Source organism: Mesorhizobium sp. M7A.F.Ca.CA.002.09.1.1, from assembly GCF_003998555.1.
Lineage (GTDB): Bacteria > Pseudomonadota > Alphaproteobacteria > Rhizobiales > Rhizobiaceae > Mesorhizobium > Mesorhizobium ciceri.
Map to the genome: position 1 here is coordinate 1 of NZ_RZRR01001004.1, position 1,856 is coordinate 1,856.

General features: G+C 62.1%; 2 protein-coding genes. Both read right to left on the reverse strand.

Translation table 11 applies throughout. The annotated features are described in order from the left end of the window. Positions 1–1,241: cyclopropane-fatty-acyl-phospholipid synthase family protein (locus EN994_RS29505; protein WP_164746324.1), on the reverse strand; the 1,241-nt coding region annotated here is incomplete at its 3' end. A gap of 301 nt (positions 1,242–1,542) precedes the next feature. Beyond that, positions 1,543–1,856 (reverse strand): 50S ribosomal L9 C-terminal domain-containing protein (locus EN994_RS29510; RefSeq protein ID WP_281060213.1); only part of this gene is annotated, 314 nt, incomplete at its 5' end.

A 1,856-nucleotide genomic window follows, 5' to 3' on the forward strand; every position in this document is an offset into this window, starting at 1 on the left:
GCCGTTTCACGATGCCCCATATCGCGCATCTCCAGCGCTTTTTCGCATTTGGCCATGTAGTCGCGTGTCATCGGCAGCGTATCGTTCTTCTTGGCGATCTGGATCTGGAAGATCACCAGATCCTGCCAGCGGAATGCGGCTTCCGAGGCCGCCAGATAGAATTCCCACATGCGGCAGAAGCGCTCGTCATAGATCGCCTTGGCCTTGTCGCGATTGGCGGCGAAGCGCTCGCCCCAGTGCTTCAGCGTGTCGGCATAGTGGAGCCGCAGGATCTCGACGTCGGTGACGACCAGGCCCGACTTCTCGATCGCAGGCATCACTTCCGACAGCGACGGGATGTAGCCGCCCGGGAAGATGTATTTGCGGATGAAGGCGCTGGTCGCCCACGGCACGCCGGAACGGCCGATCGTGTGCAACAGCATGACGCCATCCGGCTTGAGCAGCGTCGCGCTCTTGTCGAAGAAGGTGCGATAGTGGTTGACGCCGACATGCTCGAACATACCGACCGAGACGATGCGATCGAAACGCTCATTGAGTTCGCGGTAGTCCTTCAGCTCGAAATGCACGCGGCTTTCCAGCCCTTGCGCATGCGCCCGGTCGGTGGCGACGCCATGCTGCTCGGTCGACAGCGTGACGCCTTGCACGTCGACGTCGAACGCCTTGGCGAGATAGAGGCCAAGCCCGCCCCAGCCGGAGCCGATGTCGAGCACCGTCTGGCCGGCCTTCAGCCGGAGCTTGGCGGCGATGTGGCGTTTCTTGGCGCCCTGCGCCTCGTCGAGCGTCATGTCCGGCTGCTCGAAATAGGCGCAGGAATATTGCATGTCCTCGTCGAGGAAGAGCCGGTAGAGATCGCCCGACAGATCGTAGTGGCGCTGCACGTTGCGCCGCGAGCGCGAGGCGGTGTTGATCTGCTGCAGCCGGCGGAAGGCGTGGCGCAGGCCTTCGATGGCCTTCGACCAGGTGGCGTCGATGCCGCCGCTGCCCATGTTCTGGAAGGCGATGCGCATCACGCCCAGCACGCCGCCCTCGAGAATGTCGAGTTCGCCGTCCATGTAGGCTTCAGGCACCGCCAGCATCGGATCGAAGGTGATGGCGCGCTCGGCATGCGCGGTCTTGATGTGCATGTGCACCGGTTCGCCGCTGCCGTCGCCGAAAACCACCGCCGTGCCCTTGGGGCCGGTTACCCTAAGATTGCCGGTGCGCACCAAGCGGTCGAGAACGCGCTTTAACAGAATATTCATGACCAAATGTCCCCTCTCGGCCAGACAGGCTGCCTTGGCGCGTGACCGCGAAAATCGGGATCGATTTCGCCGGAGATCTTGCGCCGAACCAAAGTTGCACAGCGTGCTTTGCGCGGCCAAAGGACGCGCGACGCCATAGTCTGCAACAATATATAGGGGTTCGAAAAGTTCCATTTGGCACAAAAATGCCCGGGCGCGAGGCCCGGGCATTGGTCCAGCATGGCTGGATGACGGCAAAGTGATCGGAGCTTGGCGTCAAGTCGTGATCAGCCCCATGGCTCCAATCGCTTGCGACGTGTGATCAGGCGTTGTCTTCGTCGCCCTCGAACTCGGTGTTCGGATCGAAGAAGTTCTCCGGCCGGGCGTTGTCGTTGATGTCGTCGCCATAGATGGCTTCGGCGGTGGTCAGCGTCTCGCCCTTGGCCTGGCGCTCGGCTTCGTCGGCCGTGCGGGCGATGTTGAGCGTGACGGTGACCTCGACTTCCGGATGCAGCGCGATCGCCACATTGGTGACACCGATGGTCTTGATCGGCTGGTTGAGCAGGATCTGGTTGCGGTTGATCGAAAAACCTTCCGCCGTCAGCAGATCGGCGATGTCGCGGGTCGAAACGGAAC